Raw genomic sequence first — 15,823 nt, forward strand, 5'->3', positions numbered from 1 at the left:
GTCATGCGTTGCCATAAAACTTTCATCTGCCGTCTTGACAAATGTTAAAAAAGTCATTGGTTTGGGGATAACACCTTTTTGCTGGTGTTTTATCTCGCCAGTGCCAAAATTTTAGCCTGCTATGGCGGGCTTTCTGATGGCGTAACAGAAATATTCTGGTGCGTTACTGTTTTTTCATCCAGTATATTTTACTGGCAAAATATACTGCTGCGAGTAAAATTACACTCCTGCCCGCCCATTGCTTCAGGTAGCTGCTCATGAGTAAACCGTTCAAACTGAATTCCGCTTTTAAACCCTCTGGCGATCAGCCTGAGGCGATTCGTCGCCTGGAAGAAGGGCTGGAGGATGGTCTGGCGCATCAGACGCTGCTCGGGGTGACGGGGTCGGGGAAGACATTCACTATCGCCAACGTGATTGCGGACTTACAGCGTCCGACGATGGTGTTGGCCCCTAACAAGACCCTCGCAGCCCAGTTGTACGGCGAGATGAAAGAGTTCTTCCCGGATAACGCGGTGGAATATTTCGTTTCCTACTACGACTATTATCAGCCGGAAGCTTATGTCCCGAGCTCTGATACTTTTATCGAGAAAGATGCGTCGGTAAACGAACACATTGAACAGATGCGTTTGTCGGCGACCAAAGCCCTGCTTGAACGGCGGGATGTGGTGGTGGTGGCCTCGGTTTCCGCGATCTACGGTCTGGGCGATCCGGATCTGTATCTGAAGATGATGTTGCACCTGACGGTGGGGATGATTATCGACCAGCGCGCGATCCTGCGCCGGCTTGCTGAGCTGCAATACACGCGTAACGATCAGGCATTCCAGCGCGGGACGTTCCGTGTGCGTGGTGAGGTGATCGACATCTTTCCGGCTGAATCTGACGATATCGCACTGCGCGTCGAGTTGTTTGATGAAGAAGTTGAGCGCTTGTCGCTGTTCGACCCGCTAACCGGGCAGGTTGAATCCACTATTTCGCGCTTCACCATTTACCCGAAAACCCACTACGTGACGCCGCGCGAACGTATTGTGCAGGCAATGGAAGAAATTAAAGTCGAGCTGGCGGAGCGCCGCAAAATCCTGCTGGCGAATAACAAGCTGGTGGAAGAACAGCGTTTAAGCCAGCGTACGCAGTTCGATCTGGAAATGATGAACGAGCTGGGTTACTGCTCGGGTATTGAAAACTATTCACGCTATCTGTCCGGACGCGGTCCGGGCGAGCCGCCGCCGACGCTGTTTGATTACCTGCCCGCCGATGGCTTGTTGGTGGTGGATGAATCCCACGTTACGATTCCGCAAATTGGTGGGATGTACCGCGGCGACCGGGCACGAAAAGAGACGCTGGTTGAATATGGATTCCGTCTGCCGTCGGCGCTGGATAACCGTCCGCTGAAGTTTGAAGAGTTCGAGGCGCTGGCACCGCAAACCATTTATGTTTCAGCGACGCCGGGCAATTATGAGCTGGAGAAATCCGGTGATGATGTGGTCGATCAGGTGGTGCGACCCACCGGGCTGCTGGACCCGGTCATTGAAGTTCGTCCGGTCGCGACGCAGGTTGATGACCTGCTGTCTGAGATCCGCATTCGCGCGGCGATTAACGAACGCGTGCTGGTGACGACACTCACGAAACGGATGGCGGAGGATCTCACCGAATATCTCGAAGAACACGGCGAGCGGGTACGCTATTTGCACTCCGACATTGATACCGTCGAACGCATGGAAATCATTCGTGATTTGCGCCTGGGCGAGTTTGACGTGCTGGTGGGTATCAACCTGTTACGAGAGGGTCTGGACATGCCAGAGGTCTCCCTGGTGGCGATTCTGGATGCAGACAAAGAAGGGTTCCTGCGTTCGGAACGATCGCTTATCCAGACCATCGGTCGAGCCGCGCGTAACATCAACGGTAAAGCGATTCTCTACGGCGATAAAATTACCGCATCGATGGCGAAGGCCATTGGTGAAACCGAACGTCGCCGCGAGAAGCAGCAACTGTATAACGAAGAGCACGGTATTACGCCACAAGGGCTGAACAAGAAAGTCGTTGATATTTTGGCGTTGGGGCAGAATATTGCGAAGACCAAAGCGAAGGGCAAAGGGAAGTCGCGTGCTGGGGCGAAATCCGAGGTGGTTGAGCTGGATATGACGCCGAAAGCGTTGCAGCAGAAGATTCACGAGTTAGAAGGTCAGATGATGCAGCATGCGCAGAACCTTGAGTTCGAAGAGGCCGCGCAGATCCGTGACCAGTTGCATCAGTTGCGCGAGTTGTTTATCGCGGCATCGTAAGTGTGTGCCGGATGCGGGATAAACCCCTTATCCGGCCTACATGCGCACCTGTAGGCCTTATAAGCGCAGCGCATCAGGCAGCGTTTGGTGCCGGATGGCAGAGCAGCGCGTTTTGTAGACCGGATAAGCGCAGCGCATCAGGCAGCGTTTGGTGCCGGATGGCAGAGCAGCGCGTTTTTGTATGCCGAATAAGCGCAGCGCATCAGGCAGCGTTTGGTGCCGGATGGCAGAGCAGCGCGTTTTTGTATGCCGAATAAGCGCAGCGCATCAGACGGCGTTTGGTGCCCGATGGCAGTGCAGCGCGTTTTGTAGGCCTGATAAGCGCAGCGCATCAGACAGCGTTTGGTGCCCGATGGCAGTGCAGCGCGTTTTGTAGGCCTGATAAGCGCAGCGCATCAGGCAAAGACGTTCACCCTAACGCCTGCACCGCTTTCTCCAGCGCGCTATGCAGCAACTGACGGTCATGACGATAGGGGATATCGCTGGCTTCCAGTTCATCCTGAATCACAATGCGGTCGGTCACGGCCGAAACATCGACTTTTGGCCCCACAATCACCGCATCAATCACTTTCTTACCAACATATTGCTCAATGATAGCCAGCTTATCGGCAAGGGTCAGGCTGGCGGCAGGCAGGCTGAGTTCGCGTCCCAGATTGCCGATATAAACCATTGGTGCCGGTGTACGACGCAATGCCTGCGCCATTTCGTCAAGCAGTAGTAGCGGCATCAGGCTGGTATAAAAACTCCCCGGTCCTATCAGGATCAGATCCGCTTCCGCGATGGTTTCAATCGCCTCTCGCGTGGCGGGAACTTTAGGTGAGAGCATTAATTCTTGCGGCAGGGTAGTGAGCTGGTCGATATTTACTTCGCCATACACTTCATGTCCCTGATCGTCGAGCGCCATCAGGTCCACCGGCAGTTCTGACATGGGAATTAAATGTGCATCAACTTTTAGCAGGCTGCGAATTAAATTGATGGCTTCCAGAGGCCGCACGCTGAGGTGATCGAGCGCCTTTAACATCAGATTTCCGAGGTTATGACCGGAAAGTTCGCCATTACCGCCAAAACGGTACTCAAACATCGCCGATGCAACGCTTGGTTGGGTAATTAATTGGTTAAGGCAGTTCCGCATGTCTCCCCAGGCAATACCGCCTTCTGAACGGCGAATTCGCCCTGTGGAACCACCGTTATCGGTGGTCGTGACGATGCCCGTCAGGCGTGAACCTAAAGAGGAAAGTGACGAGAGAACGCGTCCTAATCCATGCCCTCCGCCGAGAGCGACAACGCGATCCAGATCTGCCAGCGTACGAGTGCGCATAGTTATTCCTGATATCAATTGATCGGCGCTACAGTAACGTAAATAGCGTGTTTTCAGCAATTATCCAGTCGCCATCGGCAGAAAATAATTTTCTGCGATCTACCCCTTTCTGACGACATCCACCTGATAGCAAGATGATGTATATCAATGCAAAACCATGGTTTTTGCTTATTCTGTAGCGAAATTGCACGATCATGTCGCTATATACATATTTATACAGCGAAAGTGTACATGGCAAAAGTGTCATTTACACGCTAGTATCGGCATAACCACAATGTACTCGAAGCATGACGAGTATAAACACTCTAGCCTCTGCACCTGGGTCAAATGATACGGTGCTTTGGCCGTGACGATACGTGAATACGATTGTCACCAGGGCGCAGGAAGAAATGACTTCGCCTCCCGTATTTGGAAAGGTGTACATGGGCTCTCAACTTACCGATGCATTCGCGCGTAAGTTTTACTACTTGCGTTTGTCGATTACCGATGTGTGTAACTTTCGTTGCACCTACTGTCTGCCAGATGGCTATAAGCCAGGTGGTGTGACTAATAACGGCTTTCTGACCGTTGATGAAATTCGCCGCGTCACACGTGCGTTCGCCAGTCTGGGAACGGAAAAGGTGCGTCTGACAGGTGGCGAACCGTCACTGCGTCGCGATTTTACCGACATTATTGCTGCCGTACGTGAAAACGACGCGATTCGTCAGATTGCGGTAACCACCAATGGTTATCGTCTGGCACGCGATGCTGCTGCATGGCGCGATGCCGGGCTGACGGCACTTAACGTCAGCGTCGACAGCCTCGATGCCCGTCAGTTTCATGCCATTACCGGGCAGGATAAGTTTCAGCAGGTGATGGCGGGGATTGACGCCGCCTTCGATGCCGGTTTTGAAAAAGTGAAAGTCAACACCGTGCTGATGCGCGATGTAAACCATCATCAACTGGACACCTTCCTGGCCTGGGTTCAACCGCGGCCAATTCAGCTACGTTTTATTGAACTGATGGAAACGGGTGAGGGCAGTTCTCTCTTCCGCAAACACCATATCTCCGGGCAGGTACTGCGCGATGAACTGCTTAAGCGCGGCTGGATCCACCAGTTACGCCAGCGCAGCGATGGTCCGGCTCAGGTTTTCTGTCATCCTGATTATGCCGGTGAAATTGGTCTGATCATGCCTTATGAGAAAGACTTTTGCGCCACCTGCAATCGCCTGCGTGTGTCATCCGTCGGTAAACTTCATCTGTGTTTATTTGGTGAAGGCGGGGTGAACTTGCGTGATTTGCTGACCGACGACGCCCAGCAGGCTGCGCTTGAAGAACGTATCTCTGCCGCGTTGCTGGAGAAAAAGCAGACCCATTTCCTGCATCAGAACAATACCGGTATTACGCAAAACTTATCTTACATTGGCGGCTGATCGCTAAAAGGAGTTTCTCATGAGTCAGGTAAGCGCTGAATTTATCCCGACACGCATTGCTATTCTTACCGTTTCCAACCGTCGTGGCGAAGAAGATGACACTTCCGGCCATTATCTGCGTGATTCGGCGCAAGAAGCGGGTCATCAGATTGTTGATAAGGCGATTGTCAAAGAGAACCGCTATGCGATTCGCGCTCAGGTTTCTGCGTGGATTGCCAGTGACGATGTGCAAGTCGTGCTCATTACTGGCGGTACCGGTTTAACCGAAGGCGATCAAGCACCGGAAGCGCTGCTGCCGCTGTTTGACAGAGAAGTCGAAGGCTTCGGCGAAGTATTTCGCATGCTCTCCTTTGAGGAGATTGGTACGGCGACGCTGCAGTCTCGTGCGGTTGCCGGGGTGGCAAATAAGACGCTGATTTTCGCCATGCCGGGGTCGACCAAAGCGTGTCGTACCGCCTGGGAAAATATTATTGCGCCGCAGCTCGATGCCCGTACACGTCCGTGTAACTTCCACCCACATTTGAAGAAATAAGTATGTCGCAATTAACCCATATTAATGCCGCTGGTGAAGCGCACATGGTGGATGTTTCTGCCAAAGCAGAGACTGTACGCGAGGCGCGAGCTGAAGCATTCGTGACCATGCGCAGTGAAACGCTGGCGATGATTATTGATGGCAGCCATCATAAAGGTGATGTTTTCGCTACGGCCCGCATTGCGGGTATTCAGGCGGCTAAACGCACCTGGGATCTGATCCCGCTGTGCCATCCGCTGATGCTCAGCAAGGTTGAAGTCAATCTGCAGGCCGAACCGGAACACAACCGTGTCCGCATCGAAACGCTATGTCGGCTGACGGGAAAAACCGGTGTTGAAATGGAAGCATTAACGGCGGCTTCCGTCGCGGCGTTGACCATTTACGACATGTGCAAAGCAGTACAAAAGGATATGGTGATTGGTCCGGTACGTCTGCTGGCAAAAAGCGGCGGCAAGTCGGGGGATTTTAAGGTGGATGCACATGATTAAGGTTCTTTTCTTTGCCCAGGTGCGAGAATTGGTCAACACCGATGCGCTAGAGGTGACGGCTGAGTTTCCAACGGTAGAAGCACTGCGCCAGCATCTGGCGGGCAAAAGCGATCGTTGGGCACTGGCGCTGGAAGATGGCAAGCTGCTGGCGGCGGTAAACCAGACGCTGGTCAGCTTTGATCATCCTCTCAGGGCGGGTGATGAAGTGGCTTTCTTCCCGCCAGTGACCGGAGGCTAAAATGGCTGAAACGCGAATTGTTGTTGGGCATGCACCCTTCAGCGTCGGTGATGAATACCCCTGGCTTGCCGAGCGCGATGAAGACGGCGCAGTGGTCACCTTCACCGGTAAAGTCCGCAATCATAATCTGGGTGACAGCGTGCAGGCATTGACGCTGGAACACTATCCGGGGATGACTGAAAAAGCGCTGGCGGAAATCGTCGACGAAGCGCGTACGCGATGGCCGCTGGGCCGGGTAACGGTGATCCATCGCATTGGCGAACTGTGGCCGGGCGATGAAATTGTTTTTGTCGGTGTGACCAGCGCACACCGTAGTAGCGCGTTTGATGCCGGGCAGTTCATTATGGATTACCTGAAAACGCGTGCGCCGTTCTGGAAACGCGAAGCCACGCCAGAAGGTGAACGTTGGGTCGACGCCCGCGACAGCGATAAGCAAGCAGCAAAACGCTGGTAGAGTACAATTGGTTTAGGCACATACTGACTCAGGAGATTGTCATGGACCGATTCCCACGATCCGATTCTATTGTGCAGGCCCGTTCCGGCCTGCAAACCTACATGGCGCAGGTCTACGGCTGGATGACCTGTGGGTTGTTACTGACGGCGTTTATTGCATGGTATGCGGCGAATACGCCTGCAGTGATGATGTTTGTTTTTTCCAGCAAAATTACCTTCTTTGGGCTGATTATTGCACAACTGGCGCTGGTATTTGTCCTGTCGGGAATGGTGCAAAAGCTCAGTGCCGGAATGGCAACGACGCTGTTTATGCTCTATTCGGCGTTAACCGGGCTGACGCTATCGAGTATTTTTATCGTTTATACCTACTCGTCTATCGCCAGTACCTTCGTGGTCACCGGCGGGATGTTCGGTATCATGAGCCTGTACGGATACACCACTAAACGCGATCTCAGCGGCTTGGGTAACATGCTGTTTATGGCGTTAATTGGTATCGTTCTGGCTTCGTTGGTTAACTTCTGGCTGAAGAGCGAAGCGCTGATGTGGGCGGTGACCTACATTGGGGTGATCGTGTTTGTCGGCCTGACGGCCTACGATACGCAAAAGCTGAAAAACATCGGTGAGCAGATCGACTTGCGTGATAGTTCGAATCTGCGCAAGTATGCGATCCTCGGCGCGTTAACGCTGTATCTGGACTTCATCAACCTGTTCCTGATGTTGCTGCGTATCTTCGGCAATCGTCGATAATGCTTGTCGCCGGATGGCGCTGCGCCTGTCCGGCCTTGAAAGTAGGCCGGATAAGGCGTTAAGCCGCATCCGGCACTAAAGTCATGATGATTTAGCCATCGCCTCCTTGTTTGATACCCGCAACTTTTTCACCCGACGTCGCCATCAGTTTTTTCCTCCTGCATCCCCGGTTTGAATGCGATCTTGTGTTTCGAGCGCGGGTTGTGCCGGCGGCTCCACTTCAGTCAGGCGTGGAGTGTGTGCCGGTAGCCAACCGACCAGTGCCGGGAAGTGGCGTAAAAAGTGAAATGCCAATACGCTTTTGGTCAGGTTCCACCAGGTACGTTTTGGCAGCATGGATTCGTCAACCCGCTTGCAGTCCTGCGCAATAATAGGGTTCAGGTTGTCGCGCAGTATCTGATTAAAAGCACGGTCATGAATAATGAGATTGGCTTCCAGATTCAGCGACAGACTGAGCGGGTCAAGATTGCTGGAGCCGACGGTAGCCCAGTGATCGTCCATCAGTGCCACTTTGCCATGCAGCGGCTTGCGGTGATATTCGTAGACGTGGACGCCCCCTTTGACCAGATAGTTATACAGCAGCCGGGCACCCACTTTCACAATGGGTATATCAGGCTCGCCCTGAACGATGAGTTTTACCCGTACGCCGCGTCGCGCCGCTTTACGTAGTGCATGCAACAGACGATAACCGGGGAAGAAATAGGCATTGGCAATAATCACTTCCCGCTTTGCCTGCGCGAGCATTTTCAAATAATGGCGTTCAATATCATCGCGATGTTCCTCGTTATCACGCCAGACGAACAGCACCTGCGCTTCACCGGGGCGATGATTTTCGACGGCCCGGTGATGCCGCCGCCACCAGCGGCGTACGGCGCTTTGTCCCGGCAGGCTCTCCAGCACGAAGGTAAGAATATCGACCACAATCGGGCCTTCAACACGCACAGCGTAATCTTGCTTGGCTTCCGGCCCGTAGTCAGACATGTGTTCGGCGGAGTAATTAATGCCGCCGACGAAGGCGATGCGATCGTCAATGACCACAATTTTGCGATGCATCCGGCGAAACAAATTGGTGCGCATCCCGAACAGACGTGGGCGCGGATCGTAATAACGGAAAACAATACCCGCCGCGGTTAACTCTTCGACAAAGCGATCGCTGAGATCTGGTGAGCCATAGCCGTCCAGCAACACCTCTGCGGCGATCCCGCGGTGCGCGGCAGCGAGTAACGCGGCATGCAGCTGTTTCCCAACCGCATCTTCAAACCAGATAAAGGTCTCCAGAATGATTTTTTGCTCCGCGTGTTCAATCGCGTGAAATACGGCGGGATAGTACTGATCGCCGTTTTCCAGTAGCTGAATTTGATTGCCTTCACGCCAGCCAGTTTTCATACACGAATCTCCGCGCTCAGGGGGCATGATCGGACAAATGTCGCCAGTGTCGCAGCGCCAGCGCGGTTGGCATACTGGCGTTAGCATTTTTTACATAGATCCTGTCGAGGCGCAGTAGAGGACATCGCACCGGGAACGTTCGTGCCGGGCGACCGTGAGCGCGAGTAAAAATCTCGTCAAGACCGGCCTGGCTCTTTAACGGATAATTTGCCTGTTGTCGCCAGTCGTTAAAATCGCCAGCAACCACCACGGGGTCCGTGTCGGGCAGGGCATTAACCCAATTTGTCAGCATGCTGAGCTGTGCCTGGCGATGGGCCTCACGCAAACCGAGGTGGACGCACATCACATGAATCGGGCGGGAAAGCATCGGCGGCACAATGCGGCAGTAAAGCACACCACGCTTTTCACTCGTGCCAACGGATACATCACGATTTTCATAATGTTCAATGGGGTAACGCGATAGCACGGCGTTGCCGTGATGTCCTTGTGGATACACGGCATTGCGCCCGTAGGCGAAATCGCTCCACATGGTGTCGGCCAGAAACTCGTAGTGGCTGGTATCCGGCCAGTTTTCTATCTGCAGTGCGTGTACGTCGTGAGCGCCCAGCACTTCCTGCAGGCACACAATATCAGCGCCAACTGCCCTGACGGCATCCCGCAGCTCGGGCAAAATAAAGCGTCTGTTAAAGGCGGTGAAACCCTTGTGAGTATTAATGGTGAGCACATTGAATGAAAATCGGTCTGCGGATTCGCTCATGATTCTCCCGTTGGCGTCACTTTCCTGACTCTCTCCGTCATCCTTCGCGATGCGGGGGTTTTGACCGTATCGCGAATTCTGTGGCGAAATAAATAGTGTAGTCGCCGTCACAAAAAGATGCGGTGTTGCGGAATTTTCCGTAAAGTCCGGTACTCTGAATAATTAGTTAAAAATCCTTCAGGAGAAAAGCCATGAGGTGGCAACAACGTGTTCGTGTCGCAACGGGTCTAAGTTGCTGGCAGATTGTGTTGCATTTACTGGTAGTGGCGTTGCTGGTAATGGGCTGGATGAGCGGCAAGTTGGTGCACGTCGGCCTGGGATTATGCGTCGTGTATGGCGTAACGGTTATCTTAATGCTGGCATTGCAACGTCACCATGAACAGCGCTGGCGTGATGTGGCTGACGTGCTGGAAGAACTGACGACCACGTGGTATTTCGGTGCGGCAATGATCGTACTGTGGCTGCTGTCGCGTGTGCTGCAAAACAACGTGTTACTGGCGCTGGCGGGGCTGGCGATCCTTGCCGGACCCGCAGTGGTCTCGCTGTTGGCGAAAGACAAAAAGTTACATCACTTTGCGTCTAAACATCGCATACGCCGCTGAGCCTGTTGTGGCCGCTATTACCAATAGCGGCCACAAACTTCCCCAGACAATCTTCAGACTCGCATCCTTCAGGTAAATCTGTTTTGTGATGTCCGTAAAGTGACGGATCGGGTTTATCCACGTCAGGTTTTGTAACCATACCGGCATATTTTCGACCGGAGAGACATATCCGGACAGCAAAATCGCCGGCATCATAAAGACAAAGACGCCGATAAATGCCTGCTGCTGTGTCGCGCACAATGACGAAATCAGCAAGCCAAATCCCACCAGCGATAACCCGTAAATCACCATGGTGAAGTAGAACAAACCCAGTGAACCGGCAAACGGGATGTGATAGGCCCAGATGCCGATGGCCAGTACGATGGTGGCCTGAAAGGTGGCAACAATCAGTGCGGGCACCGCTTTACCGATAAAAATCTGCCAGGTTGTCAGTGGAGAAACCAGCAGTTGATCAAGTGTGCCCTGTTCGCGTTCACGGGCGACCGACAGTGAGGTGACGATCATCACGCCGATGGTGGTGATCATAGCGATCAGCGACGGAACTACGAACCATTTGTAATCCAGATTGGGGTTATACCAGTTACGCACGACCAGCTCGCTGTTGTTCGGTTTTGGCTTGCCGTCCATCAGCTCCTGCTGATACGCCTTAACGATCTGCTGCAGATAATTCGCGGCAATCTGCGCGCTGTTGGAGTTGCGCCCATCGAGAATGAGCTGCATGGGTGCTTGTTGGAAAGTATCCAGATTACGCGAGAAGTCTGCCGGGAAGCGCACCAGCAGCAGTGCTTTTTGCGTGTCGATGGTGGGTTGGATTTCCTGTGGGCTTTTTAGCAGCAGAATATGGGTAAAGGCGCTGGCACGGGCAAAACGCTGGGTTAATTCCACCGAATGTTTACCGTTATCTTCGTTATAGATAGCGATAGTGGCGTTAGTGACTTCCAGTGTTGCGGCGAACGGGAACAGAATGACCTGAATCAGTACCGGTAAAATCAGAATGGCCCGCGTCTGCGGCTCACGCAGCAGCGATTGCAGCTCTTTGCGAATTAATGTCCATAAGCGATGAAACATGCCAGTCCCCTTAATCCAGCCGACGTTTGGTTTTAAGCCACGTCAGGCCAATAAACATCACCGCCGAAGCGATTAAAAACAACACGTTGATAATCAGCACCACCGGAATATTTCCCGCCAGAAACAGGCTTTGCAACGTGCTGACGAAATAGCGTGCGGGAATAATGTAAGTCACCGCGCGGATAATCGCCGGCATGCTATCTATCTGGAAGATAAATCCCGACAACATAATTGAAGGCAGGAAGGCGGCGTTTAGCGCCACCTGTGCGGCGTTAAACTGATTGCGAGTGATGGTGGAAATCAGTAAACCCATACCGAGTGTGCTGAGCAGAAACAGGCTGGTAAAAAAAAACAGGATCAGCAACGAACCGCGATACGGCACGCCCAGAATAAATACCGAAACCAACATACACAGCAGCATCGCCAGCATGCCAAGAAAGTAATAGGGGATAAGCTTACACAGCAGCAACTCCACGCGGGTCACTTCGGTTGACAGCAACGCTTCCATGGTTCCACGCTCCCACTCACGCGCTACCACAAGCGAAGTGAGGATTGCGCCAATGACCGTCATAATGATAGTGACCGCCCCGGGAATAATAAAATGCTGGCTGATGGCCGCCGGGTTAAACCAGTACCGGGTCTGCACATCGATCAGTGGCTCGAACGATTCACCGCGGTCTTCTGCCCGTTGCTTTTGCCAAATCTGCCAAATACCTTCGACATAACCCTGCACAAAGTTAGCCGTGTTTGGCTCACTGCCGTCGGTGATGACCTGAATGGGCGCTACGTCGTTGGGGCGCGCCATCTGTTGGGCAAAATCTACCGGGATCACCACCAGGCCGCGAATGCGTCCGGCCTGCATTTTCTCAATCAATTCCTGACGGTTATCGCTGATGGTGGCATCAATATAGGGCGAGCCGGTCATGGTATGGGTAAAGTCCAGCGCCTCTTTGCTTTGCTGTTCAAGCAAAATCCCCACCCGCAGCTTGCTGGAGTCGAGGTTGATCCCGTAGCCGAAGATAAACAGCAGCAGTAGCGGGATCACTACCGCAATTAGCCAGCTACTGGGATCGCGGACGATCTGGCGTGTTTCTTTCACGCACAACGCCCGCACGCGCCGCCAGGAGAGAGAGTGGCTACTCATGCGTATGCTCCTTATCCCAGTCATTGATAAGCGTAATAAACGCCTGCTCCATAGTCGGGTCCGGCGTGTCGCTATCGGCTGCTTGTGCTTTCAGATCGTCAGGCGTGCCGCTGGCAATCAGCTTGCCGCGATATACCAGCCCGATACGATCACAGTATTCCGCCTCGTCCATAAAGTGGGTGGTGACCATCACCGTAACCCCTTTCTCTACCATGCTGTTGATATGCAGCCAGAATTCCCGACGGGTGAGGGGATCGACCCCGGAAGTGGGTTCATCAAGGAACAGGATATCGGGTTCATGCATCAGCGAGCAGGCCAGGGCCAGGCGCTGCTTAAAGCCCAGCGGCAGATCGTCGGTGGCGTGAGACGCGATGCTTTTCAGGCCGAATGCCTCGCTCATACGATCGATTTTCTCTTTCTGCGCACGGCCGCGCAGACCGTAGACCCCGGAGAAAAAGCGCAGATTCTGCTCAACCGTCAGGTTGCCGTACAGGGAGAATTTTTGCGCCATATAACCCAGATGCTGGCGCGCTTTGCCGGAGCTGACTTTCAGATCCATATCCAGCACCAGCGCTTTGCCGGAGGTGGGGACCAGCAGACCGCACATCATTTTAAAGGTGGTGGATTTACCGGCACCGTTCGGCCCAAGCAGGCCAAAAATCTCACCACGTTGTACGGCAAAATCCACATGATCGGTGGCCGCAAAATCACCAAATTTCTTGGTCAGTGCTTTGGCTTCGATCACCGTTTCACCAGGCGTTCCTTCCACCGTATGCAGGATCGCGCCCAGTGGTGATTCCGACGTACCGGCACCACCCAGTAAATCAATGAAGGCATCCTCGAAGCGGGGCGTCGTTTCGCTGATGTTAATCTCCGGCATCCCGTCGGCCTGACGAATATCGTCTGCTGAGGCTGCTTTTTTCAGGATCAAACGTACCGATTTCCCCTGAATCATCCCGTCGCTGACCTGCGGTAGTTTTAATGCCCGCTGCAGCAACCGACGGTTGTTTTCCTGCGGACTGCTCATCAGGAAACTGCGGCCCGCCATGGTTTGCGTCAGTTGAGTTGGTTCGCCCTGATACAACAGTTCGCCTTCGTTCATCAGCAGCACATCGCGGCACTGCTCTGCCTCATCCAGATACGAGGTACTCCAGAGGATCAACATGCCATCCCCCGCCAGTTCGTGCACCATTTGCCACAGTTCACGACGGGAGATGGGATCGACGCCGACACCCGGCTCATCAAGCAACAATACTTTGGGCTCGCCGACCAGCGTACAGGCCAGCCCCAGCTTCTGTTTCATCCCACCGGAAAGTTTGCCAGCCAGACGCCCGGTAAATGGCCCCAACGAGGTAAATTCCAGCAGGCGGGCAAACGTTTTTTCTCGCGCTTCGCCGGTGACACTGCGCAAATCGGCATAGAGATTGAGGTTCTCCATGACGGTTAAATCTTCATACAGGCCAAATTTCTGTGGCATATAACCGAGTACCGCATGCAGCGCACTGTCGTCCTTGATGGGGTCGAAGCCGATCACCGCAGCACTTCCGGCATCAGGTTTTAATAACCCCGCCAACATTCGCATCAGCGTGGTTTTGCCCGCGCCATCAGGCCCGACAAGCCCAGTAACGTAGCCTGCATGAATGGTGCAGTCGAGTGGGGCGACTGCCGGTTTTTCCATCCCGGCAAAGCGTTTCGTCAGACCATTCAGCGTAATGACGGCGTCATTCATGCCGCGCCTCGGTACCGAATTTTAACGTCACCGGCATTCCCTGGCGTAGCGCGTCGTCTGCGTCGGTCACGACAATACGCAGACGGTAAACCAGGTCAGTACGCAGGTCCGGGGTTTCCACCGTTTTCGGGGTAAATTCTGCGGTAGGTGACACGAAGCCAATTTTACCGTGATACGGTTTGTCCGGCCGACCGTCGGTGTAGAGCAAAATTTCACGTCCCGGCTGCGCCTGGCTCAGATTACGTTCGTCAACATAGGCGCGCACCCAGACCGGGCGGGTGAGCGACAGCGTCAGTACCGTACCGCCTGCGCTGAGCATACTGCCGGGTTCGACCGCACGGGTAAGCAGCGTGCCGTCTGACGGTGAGGTCAGCGTGGTGTCATGCAAATTAAGCTCAGCCTGTGCCAGCTCAGCCTGAGCCTGTTCGAGCGTGGCTTTTGCCTGCTCAATATCCTGCACACGGTTACCGCTGCGATATTGCGCGAGTTTATCTTGCGCGGATTTTAACGATGCCAGCGCCTGGTCACGCGATGAACGGGCATTTTCCAGATCGTTGGCGGAGATGGTGCGACTTTTCCACAATCCAACCTGTCGATTATAAAAATTCTGCGCGTAATCATAAGCCGCCTGCGCCTGTTTTACCGCCGCGGCAGTTTGCGCGATCTCTTCTTCCCGATAACCTGCCAGCATCAGGTCGTACTGCGCCTGGGCGGCGGCAACATTGGCTTTCGCCTGCATCAGCGCGTTTTCATACGGGGCGCGATCCAGCTCGCCCAGCACCTGGCCTGCAGTAATGGCATCGCCTTCGTCAACCGCCAGCGAGGCCAGCCGGCCACCGACACGAAAACTCAGGTTGACGCTACGGATGTCGACGTTGCCGTACAGCGTCAGGCCGTTATCTTGCCGACTTTGATACCACCACGTTCCACCGGCAATCACGGCAACGAGGGCCGCGATAACCAGCCCAAGAACGACAGGTTTTTTCATGACTCCAGACTCCTTTGCGTTAAACCTTGCAGAATAAGATCGATATGACAGGTGACCGTTTGGTAAATCAGCGCGGTTTTATCCTCATCAAATTGTGGCCAGCCCGTACGTAACAGAATCGTTTCTTTACCCAGGCGAAAGGCCAGCACTTCGCCAAGTATGGCGTGGGTGTGCAGGATCATTTGGGTATCATGGGCATCGCAGCCAGTATAGGCGGCGATCAGGCGTGTCAGGTGGGTATGCAGTGGATCGATAACCTGGTCATGCACCAGTTGATACGCGGCGGTAGGGGAAAGCTGCTCGCGTGAAATAAATTTGCTCAGGTTAACCGTGTCGTCCTGGGTTAACAGCATGATCATATTTTTGCAGGCGCGCAGGATAAGTTCGCGCATCGCGGCCCGGTCTGGCTTTGGCTGAGAAAACAGTCGCTCTGCTTCCTCCGCGTGAGGGCGAAACTGCGAGCCGATAAAATCAGCAATCCACTGGGCACAGGCGAGATATAAATCCTCTTTTGAGCCAAAATAGTAGGTGATGGCCGCAATGTTTTGTCCGGCCTGAGCCGCAATATCACGCGTAGTGGCATGCAGGCCGTACTCGCCAAATTGCGCCAGTGCGGCGGCAATGAGCTGATTTTTCGCCTGTTCACCTTTGGTTGTCATGGTGGGTGTATTCATTGCGCGAC

At 53.8% G+C, this 15,823-nt stretch carries 16 protein-coding genes and 1 riboswitch; of the genes, 8 read left to right on the forward strand and 8 right to left on the reverse strand.

Features of this window, described 5'->3' with window-relative positions; all coding sequences use genetic code 11:
• Positions 1-257: 257 nt before the first annotated feature.
• Positions 258-2,279, forward strand: coding sequence for an excinuclease ABC subunit UvrB (uvrB, locus tag NNO08_RS07620; protein ID WP_271441251.1), 2,022 nt, complete (start codon positions 258-260; stop codon positions 2,277-2,279).
• A gap of 409 nt (positions 2,280-2,688) precedes the next feature.
• Here the strand turns inward: uvrB and yvcK are convergent, their stop codons facing one another.
• A complete protein-coding gene (gene yvcK / locus NNO08_RS07625) occupies positions 2,689-3,597 on the reverse strand; it encodes a uridine diphosphate-N-acetylglucosamine-binding protein YvcK (protein WP_101741867.1) in 909 nt (302 codons plus the stop codon).
• A 289-nt stretch (positions 3,598-3,886) separates the two neighbouring features.
• Positions 3,887-4,032: riboswitch (molybdenum cofactor riboswitch) on the forward strand.
• Between yvcK and moaA the strand changes: the two genes are divergently transcribed.
• From moaA to NNO08_RS07655, 6 genes are all read left to right on the forward strand, one after another.
• The gene (gene moaA, locus NNO08_RS07630; RefSeq protein WP_115602345.1) at positions 4,020-5,009 is read left to right on the forward strand and encodes a GTP 3',8-cyclase MoaA; all 990 of its coding nucleotides are present in this window, start codon (positions 4,020-4,022) and stop codon (positions 5,007-5,009) included. Its footprint overlaps the riboswitch before it by 13 nt.
• 19 nt (positions 5,010-5,028) lie before the next feature.
• The gene (gene moaB / locus NNO08_RS07635; protein WP_115643677.1) at positions 5,029-5,541 is read left to right on the forward strand and encodes a molybdenum cofactor biosynthesis protein B; all 513 of its coding nucleotides are present in this window, start codon (positions 5,029-5,031) and stop codon (positions 5,539-5,541) included.
• Between the two features lie 2 nt (positions 5,542-5,543).
• Positions 5,544-6,029, forward strand: a complete 486-nt coding sequence (gene moaC, locus NNO08_RS07640) for a cyclic pyranopterin monophosphate synthase MoaC (RefSeq protein ID WP_137384341.1) — start codon at positions 5,544-5,546, stop codon at positions 6,027-6,029.
• The gene (moaD, locus tag NNO08_RS07645) at positions 6,022-6,267 is read left to right on the forward strand and encodes a molybdopterin synthase sulfur carrier subunit (RefSeq protein WP_137384340.1); all 246 of its coding nucleotides are present in this window, start codon (positions 6,022-6,024) and stop codon (positions 6,265-6,267) included. Before moaC ends, moaD begins: the two co-directional genes overlap by 8 nt.
• 1 nt (position 6,268) lies before the next feature.
• Positions 6,269-6,721, forward strand: coding sequence for a molybdopterin synthase catalytic subunit MoaE (gene moaE / locus NNO08_RS07650; RefSeq protein ID WP_271441256.1), 453 nt, complete (start codon positions 6,269-6,271; stop codon positions 6,719-6,721).
• 41 nt (positions 6,722-6,762) lie between these two features.
• A complete protein-coding gene (locus NNO08_RS07655; protein WP_137384338.1) occupies positions 6,763-7,467 on the forward strand; it encodes a Bax inhibitor-1/YccA family protein in 705 nt (234 codons plus the stop codon).
• 144 nt (positions 7,468-7,611) lie between these two features.
• Here NNO08_RS07655 and clsB read toward each other — a convergent pair whose 3' ends face one another.
• Together clsB and NNO08_RS07665 are read right to left on the reverse strand one after the other, a co-directional pair.
• Positions 7,612-8,853: a cardiolipin synthase ClsB gene (gene clsB, locus NNO08_RS07660; protein WP_271441257.1), complete on the reverse strand. Its 1,242-nt coding sequence runs from the start codon at positions 8,851-8,853 to the stop codon at positions 7,612-7,614.
• Positions 8,854-8,869: 16 nt separating this feature from the next.
• Complete coding sequence (locus tag NNO08_RS07665; protein WP_271456471.1) at positions 8,870-9,610, reverse strand: endonuclease/exonuclease/phosphatase family protein; 741 nt, start codon at positions 9,608-9,610, stop codon at positions 8,870-8,872.
• A 191-nt stretch (positions 9,611-9,801) separates the two neighbouring features.
• On the opposite strand from NNO08_RS07665, the gene NNO08_RS07670 reads away from it, so the two are divergent.
• Positions 9,802-10,212 (forward strand): YbhQ family protein, encoded by a 411-nt coding sequence (locus NNO08_RS07670; protein ID WP_048212208.1) that lies wholly within the window; start codon positions 9,802-9,804, stop codon positions 10,210-10,212.
• On the opposite strand, the gene NNO08_RS07675 is transcribed toward NNO08_RS07670, so the two are convergent.
• The 5 genes from NNO08_RS07675 to cecR are packed head-to-tail and all read right to left on the reverse strand — an operon-like array spanning position 10,174 to position 15,815.
• A complete protein-coding gene (locus NNO08_RS07675) occupies positions 10,174-11,280 on the reverse strand; it encodes an ABC transporter permease (protein WP_271449721.1) in 1,107 nt (368 codons plus the stop codon). The two genes, NNO08_RS07670 and NNO08_RS07675, sit on opposite strands and share 39 nt — an antisense overlap.
• 10 nt (positions 11,281-11,290) lie before the next feature.
• The gene (locus NNO08_RS07680) at positions 11,291-12,424 is read right to left on the reverse strand and encodes an ABC transporter permease (protein ID WP_271456472.1); all 1,134 of its coding nucleotides are present in this window, start codon (positions 12,422-12,424) and stop codon (positions 11,291-11,293) included.
• Positions 12,417-14,153: an ATP-binding cassette domain-containing protein gene (locus NNO08_RS07685; protein ID WP_271456473.1), complete on the reverse strand. Its 1,737-nt coding sequence runs from the start codon at positions 14,151-14,153 to the stop codon at positions 12,417-12,419. The genes NNO08_RS07680 and NNO08_RS07685 overlap by 8 nt, the downstream gene beginning before the upstream one ends.
• Positions 14,146-15,141 (reverse strand): secretion protein HlyD, encoded by a 996-nt coding sequence (hlyD, locus tag NNO08_RS07690; protein ID WP_271456474.1) that lies wholly within the window; start codon positions 15,139-15,141, stop codon positions 14,146-14,148. The genes NNO08_RS07685 and hlyD overlap by 8 nt, the downstream gene beginning before the upstream one ends.
• Positions 15,138-15,815: a transcriptional regulator CecR gene (gene cecR, locus NNO08_RS07695; RefSeq protein ID WP_271456475.1), complete on the reverse strand. Its 678-nt coding sequence runs from the start codon at positions 15,813-15,815 to the stop codon at positions 15,138-15,140. The genes hlyD and cecR overlap by 4 nt, the downstream gene beginning before the upstream one ends.
• Positions 15,816-15,823 lie beyond the last annotated feature (8 nt).

Origin of the sequence: Citrobacter sp. Igbk 17, from assembly GCF_028069775.1 — a bacterium.
GTDB lineage: Bacteria > Pseudomonadota > Gammaproteobacteria > Enterobacterales > Enterobacteriaceae > Citrobacter.